The sequence below is a fragment of the Curtobacterium luteum genome, from assembly GCF_001475545.1.
Taxonomy (GTDB): domain Bacteria; phylum Actinomycetota; class Actinomycetes; order Actinomycetales; family Microbacteriaceae; genus Curtobacterium; species Curtobacterium luteum_A.
Window position 1 is genome coordinate 20,939 of record NZ_LDQC01000056.1, and the last position, 6,848, is coordinate 27,786.

The 6,848-nt window shown below is 70.3% G+C and carries 6 protein-coding genes; 4 read left to right on the forward strand and 2 right to left on the reverse strand.

Going from position 1 to position 6,848, the window contains the following annotated elements:
- Window positions 1-22: 22 nt before the first annotated feature.
- Together NS184_RS10350 and NS184_RS10355 are read right to left on the reverse strand one after the other, a co-directional pair.
- The gene (locus NS184_RS10350; RefSeq protein WP_242863024.1) at window positions 23-1,681 is read right to left on the reverse strand and encodes a DHA2 family efflux MFS transporter permease subunit; all 1,659 of its coding nucleotides are present in this window, start codon (window positions 1,679-1,681) and stop codon (window positions 23-25) included.
- Entirely contained in the window at window positions 1,678-2,286 is a 609-nt protein-coding gene (locus tag NS184_RS10355) for a PadR family transcriptional regulator (RefSeq protein WP_058726036.1), read from the reverse strand. Before NS184_RS10355 ends, NS184_RS10350 begins: the two co-directional genes overlap by 4 nt.
- Before the next feature lie 145 nt (window positions 2,287-2,431).
- On the opposite strand from NS184_RS10355, the gene purS reads away from it, so the two are divergent.
- From purS to NS184_RS10375, 4 genes are read left to right on the forward strand one after another with little or no spacing between them, the layout of a single operon-like run.
- On the forward strand, window positions 2,432-2,683 hold the full coding sequence (purS, locus tag NS184_RS10360) for a phosphoribosylformylglycinamidine synthase subunit PurS (RefSeq protein WP_058726037.1): 252 nt from the start codon (window positions 2,432-2,434) through the stop codon (window positions 2,681-2,683).
- A gap of 5 nt (window positions 2,684-2,688) precedes the next feature.
- Window positions 2,689-3,384: a phosphoribosylformylglycinamidine synthase subunit PurQ gene (purQ, locus tag NS184_RS10365; protein WP_058726038.1), complete on the forward strand. Its 696-nt coding sequence runs from the start codon at window positions 2,689-2,691 to the stop codon at window positions 3,382-3,384.
- 47 nt (window positions 3,385-3,431) lie between these two features.
- Window positions 3,432-5,813, forward strand: a complete 2,382-nt coding sequence (gene purL / locus NS184_RS10370) for a phosphoribosylformylglycinamidine synthase subunit PurL (RefSeq protein WP_242863025.1) — start codon at window positions 3,432-3,434, stop codon at window positions 5,811-5,813.
- 40 nt (window positions 5,814-5,853) lie between these two features.
- The gene (locus NS184_RS10375; protein WP_058726040.1) at window positions 5,854-6,774 is read left to right on the forward strand and encodes a 2-hydroxyacid dehydrogenase; all 921 of its coding nucleotides are present in this window, start codon (window positions 5,854-5,856) and stop codon (window positions 6,772-6,774) included.
- Window positions 6,775-6,848 lie beyond the last annotated feature (74 nt).

The window sequence follows — 6,848 nt, forward strand, 5'->3', positions numbered from 1 at the left end:
GCGCGGACTCTGTCCGGCCGGGCTACGCCTCGGCGTGCCGCCCGTGGTGCTCGGTCGCGGCGAGTTCGGCCTCGGGGGTCTCCGGGGCAGGAGCCGCCGCGTGCACCCCGTGGCGCTCAGCGTCGACGGCAGCCTCGGGCGCGGGTGCCTGAGCGTCCTGCGTCGCCACGGAGCTGGTCTGGTGCCACGCCACGGTCTGCTTCGGCTTCGCGAGGAACAGCGCGGCGACGATGCCGACGAGCAGCACGAGCGCAGGGAGGGCGAGCGACTGCCCCATGGCCGTCGCGAACGGCTGCTGCAGGAAGTCCGGGAGCGCGCCGACCTGCTGCTCGGCGCCGCCACCCGTCGAGCCACCGGAACCGGACGGGAAGTTCGCGGTGATCCGAGCTTCGATCAGCGCGGCGATGCCCGCAGAACCGAGGACCGCACCGATCTGGCGCGTCGTGTTGTAGACGCCCGAACCCGCACCCGCGAGCTTCGGCGGGAGGTTGCGCGTGGCCGAGACGGACAGCGGACCCCACATGCAGGCGTTCGCGAGCCCGAGGAGCGTCGACGGCAGGAGCACCCAGCCCCAGGCAGCACCCGAGGCGAGCAGGGACCCGAACCAGAACAGCGCGCCCGAGAAGCAGGCGAGGCCGAACGCGGCGACCCAGCGGAGGCTCCAACGGTTGAGGTTCTTGCCGACGAGCGGTGCGAGCCCGGCGGACAGGACGGCCTGCGGGACGAGCAGGAGCGCCGCCTGGGTCGGGCTGAACGTCAGCACGTCCTGCGCCCACAGCATGATCGGCAGCGCGAACGACGAGATCGCGACGCCCACCGAGGTGATCGCGATGTTCGCGAGGGTGAAGTTGCGGTCCTTGAAGAGGCCGAGCGGCAGCAGCGGCTCACCCTTCTGCACGCCCTGCCACACGACGAAGGCGGCCAGGACCACGACGCCGGCGACGATCAGCGACCAGACCGAGATCGGACCGGTGATGGTGCCCCAGTCGTAGGTCTCGCCCTCCTGGATGCCGAAGACGAGCAGGAACATGCCGATCGCACTCAGCACGATGCCGAGGTAGTCGAACCGGTGCCCGTGCCGCTCGAACGACGGGACGAAGCGCTGCGCGAGCACGAACGCGACGACACCGACGGGCACGTTCACGAAGAAGATCCACTCCCAGCCGAACCCGTCCACGAGCAGGCCGCCCACGATCGGGCCGACCAGGGACGCGACCCCGGCGACGGCACCCCAGAGCCCCATCGCGGCGCCACGGTTCTGCGGCGGGAAGATGCGCGTGATGACCGCCATCGTCTGCGGCGTCATCATCGCGGCGCCGAGGCCCTGGACGACGCGGGCGAGGATGAGCACCTCGATCGACCCGGCGAGGCCACACCACAGGCTCGACAGCGTGAACACCACGAGGCCGACCTGGTACAGCACCTTCGGGCCGAACCGGTCGCCGAGCCGCCCCGTGATGAGCAGCGGCACGGCGTACGCGAGGAGGTAGGCGCTCGTCACCCAGATCACCGCGTTGATGTCGGCGTCCAGCTTCGCGGCGATCGTCGGGGTCGCGACCGACACGATGGTCGAGTCGACGAGGATCATGAAGAAGCCGACGACCAGTGCCCAGAGGGCGGGCCACGGCTTCTTCTCGGTGCCCGTGTTCCGGGTGGTCGGCGTCGCGCCGGTGGTGGTCATCGAGTGCGTTCCTTCGTCTCGTCGTCTGCTGTGGTGGGGACGGCCGGACCGTCCCAGGGGAGCTCGCCGCGTTCGATGCGGTCTGCCGTCGCCGAGATCCACTCGATCTGCGCGGTGAGCATGGCACGGACGTACGACACGTCCAGCCAGAAGCGTTCGGCCAGACGCTTGGCCTGGAGGCCCGTGGCCGCCTCGTCGTACTCCGCACGTTCCGTGCGGAGTGCGTCGGCGCGGGCGCGCAGGGCGGTCACCGCATCGGTCGCGGTCAGGTTGTCGACGTGGGACACCGCGAGCGGGAACTCCGGGTACTCGTCGGCCGGTTCGGCGATCATCCGGCGGAGGCCGTCCTCGAGCGCAGCACGGCCGTGGTCGGTGATGGCGTAGGTCGTCCGCTCGGGACGGTTGCCCTCACGCGCGGTGCCGAGCGCCTCCGCGTACCCGAGGTCCACGAGCCGGCCGATCTGGTGGTAGAGCGTGCTCGGCCGGACCTTGACGTTCTGGTCCTCGCGGCGGTGGAGCATCGTCTGGAACATCTCGTACGGGTGCATCGGGGCCTCGGCGAGGAGCCCGAGCGCGGCGAACGCGAGCGGCGTGAGCGACGCCATCCGAGCCTCCAGTCCGATGTTCGAGGACGACTATTCGACTTGGAATATACGCCTTGGACGAGTTCTCCACAACCGGTCGGGCGCGCCGCGCCCGCCGCCTAGACTGTTCTCGTCCCACCCATCCCCGAAGTGCTGGAGTGAACACGTGCCAACGATCGTCGTCGAGGTCATGCCCAAGGCCGAGATCCTCGACCCGCAGGGCAAGGCGGTGGGCAACGCGCTCGCCCGTCTCGGCAAGGCCGACCTGACCAACGTCCGCATCGGCAAGCGCTTCGAGGTGGCCGTCGACGGCCCCGTCGACGACGCGAAGCTCGACGAGGTCCGCGAGATCGCGGCCGACGTCTTCTCGAACGCCGTGATCGAGGACGTCGTGTCCGTCACCGTGCAGGACGCGTGACGCGGATGCGCATCGGCGTCATCACGTTCCCGGGCTCGCTGGACGACCGCGACGCCCAGCGCGCGGTCCGCCTGGCCGGAGCCGAGCCCGTGGCGCTCTGGCACGGCGACCACGACCTCCAGGGCGTCGACGCGATCGTCCTCCCCGGCGGGTTCTCCTACGGTGACTACCTCCGCGCGGGCGCGATCGCCGCGAAGGCCCCGATCATGACCGAGGTCATCGGCGCAGCCGGCAAGGGCATGCCCGTGCTCGGCATCTGCAACGGGTTCCAGATGCTCGCCGAGGCCCGCCTGGTGCCCGGGGCGCACACCCGCAACGCGCACCAGCAGTTCATCCGCCGCGACCAGAAGCTCCGCGTCGAGACCACCGCGACGGCGTGGACGAGCGGCTTCACCGCCCAGCAGGAGATCACCATCCCGCTGAAGAACGCCGACGGTCGCTTCGTGGCGGACGCCGACGAGATCAAGCGCATCGAGGACAACGGCCAGGTGGTGTTCCGGTACGTGGGCGTGAACCCGAACGGTTCGATCGACGACATCGCGGGCGTCTCGAACGAGCGCGGCAACGTCGTCGGCCTCATGCCGCACCCCGAGCACGCGACGGAGCCCGGCTTCGGCCCGGACACCCCCGCGGCGATGGCCTCCGGTACGGACGGCCTCACCTTCTTCACCTCCGTGATCGAGTCGACGCTCGTCAAGTGACGACCACGCCGACGAACACGACTCCAGTGACAGGGAACGACACCACCGTGACGACACACGTTCGCCCGAAGCCCGACACCGTGCAGGACGCCGCCGCGACGCCCGACAAGGAGCAGCCGTACGAGGCACTCGGGCTCAAGGCCGACGAGTACGCGCGCATCAAGGAGATCCTCGGCCGCCGCCCCACGTCGGGTGAGCTCGCCATGTACTCCGTCATGTGGTCGGAGCACTGCTCGTACAAGTCGAGCAAGAACTACCTCCGGCAGTTCGGCAAGAAGGTCACGCCGGAGATGACGAAGAACCTCATGGTCGGCATGGGCGAGAACGCCGGCGTGGTCGACATCGGCAACGGCTGGGCCGTGACCTTCAAGGTCGAGTCGCACAACCACCCGTCGTACGTCGAGCCGTACCAGGGCGCCGCGACCGGCGTCGGCGGCATCGTCCGGGACATCATCTCGATGGGTGCCCGCCCGGTCGCCGTGATGGACCAGCTCCGCTTCGGCGCGATCGACCACGAGGACACGCAGCGCGTCGTGCACGGCGTCGTCGGCGGCATCTCGTTCTACGGCAACTGCCTCGGCCTGCCGAACATCGGCGGCGAGACCTACTTCGACCCGGTGTACCAGGGCAACCCGCTCGTCAACGCACTCGCGGTCGGTGTCCTCCGGCACGAGGACCTCCACCTCGCGAACGCCTCGGGCGCCGGCAACAAGGTCGTGCTCTTCGGTGCCCGCACGGGTGGCGACGGCATCGGCGGTGCCTCGATTCTCGCGTCGGACACCTTCACCGAGGGTGGCCCGACCAAGCGTCCGGCCGTGCAGGTCGGCGACCCGTTCGCCGAGAAGGTCCTCATCGAGTGCTGCCTCGAGCTCTTCCAGAAGGAGCTCGTCGAGGGCATCCAGGACCTCGGCGCCGCAGGGATCTCCTGCGCGACGAGCGAGCTCGCCAGCAACGGCGACGGTGGCATGCACATCTCGCTCGACGACGTCCTGCTGCGCGACCCCACGCTCACGGCAGAGGAGATCCTCATGTCGGAGAGCCAGGAGCGCATGATGGCGGTCGTCCGCCCCGAGAAGCTCGACGAGTTCCTCGCCGTCGTCCGCAAGTGGGAGGTCGAGACGAGTGTCCTCGGCGAGGTCACCGGCACCGGTCGTCTCGTCATCGACTGGCAGGGCCAGGAGATCGTCAACGTCGACCCGCGCACCGTCGCGGTCGACGGCCCGGTGTACGACCGCCCGGTCGCGTACCCGACCTGGATCGACGCGTTGCAGGCCGATTCGGCTGCCTCGCTCGACCGGCCGGCCGACGGTCCGGCGCTGAAGGCACAGTTCCTGCAGCTCCTCGGCTCGCCGAACCTCGCGTCGAAGAACTGGGTGACGAACCAGTACGACACATACGTCCTCGGCAACACCGCGCTGTCCTTCCCGGACGACGGCGGCATGATCCGCGTCGACGAGGAGACCGGACTCGGCGTCACCATCGCCACCGACGCGAACGGACGATACTGCTACCTGGACCCGAAGCAGGGCGCGCGGCTGGCCCTGGCCGAGGCGTACCGGAACGTCGCCGTCACCGGCGCCGTCCCCGCCGCGGTCACCGACTGCCTCAACTTCGGTTCGCCGGAGAACCCCGAGGTCATGTGGCAGTTCTCCGAGGCCGTCGAGGGCCTCGCGGACGGCTGCATGGAGCTCGGCATCCCGGTCACGGGCGGCAACGTGTCGTTCTACAACCAGACCGGCACGACCCCGATCCACCCGACCCCCGTGGTCGGTGTCCTCGGGATCATCGACGACGTCGCCCTCCGCGTCCCGTCCGGCTGGCAGGACGACGGCCACAACGTCTACCTGCTCGGCACGACCTCGCTCGAGCTCGACGGCTCGGCATGGGCCGGCACCGTGCACGGACACCTCGGCGGACGTCCGCCGGCGGTCGACCTCGAGCAGGAGAAGGCCCTCGCCGACCTCCTGCACGCCGCGGCGGGCGAGCAGCTCCTGACGAGCGCGCACGACCTCGCGGACGGCGGCCTCGGTCAGTCCCTCGCCGAGTCGGTGCTCCGGTTCGGGATCGGTGCGCGGATCGTCCTCGACGAGCTCGAGACCCGCGACGGCGTCGACACCGCGACCGCGCTCTTCTCGGAGTCGACGGGCCGCGTCATCGTGACCGTCCGGCGCGAGGACGACGTGCGCTTCCAGGGTCTCTGCGAGGGTCGCGGGTTCCCGGTGCTCCGCATCGGCGTGACCGACGCGACGAGCGGTTCGCTCGAGGTCCAGGGTGCGTTCGAGGCGACGATCGACGAGCTCCGTGGCACGCACGCCGCGACCCTCCCGGCCCGCTTCGGAGACGTCATCACCGAGGACGTCACCGAGGGCTACGTCGGCCGTGGTCCGCTCGACGACCACGGGTCGTTCTCGCCGCGGGCCGACTCCTGAACGTGCCCGACCCGAGCACCGTGACGACGGGCATCGCCTGATGCCCGTCGTCACCCTCCCCTTCCAGGAGCTCGTCGATCGCTTCGGCCCGGTGCCGGACGGTGTCGAGCTCGCCGTGTGGGACGTCGAGCAGCCGTTCGACCGCCCGGACGAGGTCGCGATCACCCTGCTGCCGTTCTACTTCGGCGGTCGCCACCGCTGGCAGTTCGTACACGACCTCCCGAACCTCGAACTCCTGCAGCTCCCGAGTGCTGGCTACGAGCACGCCGTCCCGCACGTCCCCGGGCACGCACTGCTCGCGAACGGGCGCGGCATCCACGACGACGAGACCGCCGAGCTCGCCGTCGGCCTGGCGTTGACGAGCCTCCGGGAGCTCGGGGCGTTCCAGGCCGACCGGGCGAACGGCGTCTGGGATGCCCGGACGACGCGGTCCCTCGCCGACCGTCGGGTCACGGTCGTCGGGTACGGTGCGATCGGTTCCGCCATCGCGACCCGGTTCGAGGCGTTCCGCACCGAGGTCACGGTGGTGGCCCGGTCGGCACGCGAGCAGGACGGCCGGCACGTGCACGGGTTCGACGAACTCCCGGCACTCGCGGCGACGACGGACGTGCTCGTGCTCATCACACCACTCACCGCCGAGACCGAACGACTGGTCGACGCCGAGCTGCTCGCCGCGCTGCCGGACGGCGCCCTCGTGGTGAACGTCGCCCGCGGCAAGGTCGTGGACACCGATGCGCTCGTCGCCGAGCTGCGCTCCGGCCGGCTCTCGGCAGCGCTCGACGTCACCGACCCCGAGCCGCTCCCGGCCGGTCACCCGCTGTGGACCACGCCGAACACCGTCCTGACCCCGCACGTCGGCGGCAACACCGACCTCAGCGTCCCGCGCTCGATCGAGTTGGTGCGTCGGCAGGTGGCCGCGCTCGTGGAGCGCCGTCCGTTCGAGAACGTCATCGAGCGCTGACGGCGGCGAATCTGCCGACAGCAGTCAGCGCTCTGACGGCAGCCGACGCCGCTGCGGCCGCCGGCCGACGAGCA

Bases quoted from the DNA above. Each gene is read 5' to 3' on its own strand.
- NS184_RS10350 (WP_242863024.1), bottom strand. From the start codon at position 1,681: ATGACCACCACCGGCGCGACGCCGACCACCCGGAACACGGGCACCGAG.
- NS184_RS10355 (WP_058726036.1), bottom strand. From the start codon at position 2,286: ATGGCGTCGCTCACGCCGCTCGCGTTCGCCGCGCTCGGGCTCCTCGCC.
- purQ (WP_058726038.1), top strand. From the start codon at position 2,689: ATGCGCATCGGCGTCATCACGTTCCCGGGCTCGCTGGACGACCGCGAC.
- NS184_RS10375 (WP_058726040.1), top strand. From the start codon at position 5,854: ATGCCCGTCGTCACCCTCCCCTTCCAGGAGCTCGTCGATCGCTTCGGC.